General features: G+C 55.0%; 1 protein-coding gene. It reads left to right on the top strand.

Annotated features, from left to right (window positions below):
- Window positions 1-189: hypothetical protein (locus tag AC1RPX_RS08090; RefSeq protein ID WP_481763384.1), on the top strand; the 189-nt coding region annotated here is incomplete at its 5' end.
- Window positions 190-242: the final 53 nt, after the last annotated feature.

The following is a 242-nucleotide window of genomic DNA, read 5'->3' as shown; positions in this document are numbered from 1 at the left end:
CTTGTGTGGCGTCCGACTCAGTTTGAACATCCAGTTGCCAGCGGCCTTAGCCGCACCAAACAAGAACCCGGCCTTGAAACCCGACTCCTTCAGAAGCTCGGAATTGGCACGTTGCACCTCCTTGAACACGCGGAACTCGGCCACTGCCTTACGCAGTTCTCGACGCAGCGGACCCTCTTTAGAGAGTAGTGGACGCAGGTGCGCCTTTTTGATCTTTGGACCGTCCTTCTTCCACTTTTAAA

The sequence above is a fragment of the Dellaglioa sp. CoH-56-MRSF-14 genome (assembly GCF_056782115.1).
The sequence above is the reverse complement of the archived record's forward strand: the minus strand, read 5'-3'. Positions and strand labels throughout refer to the sequence as shown.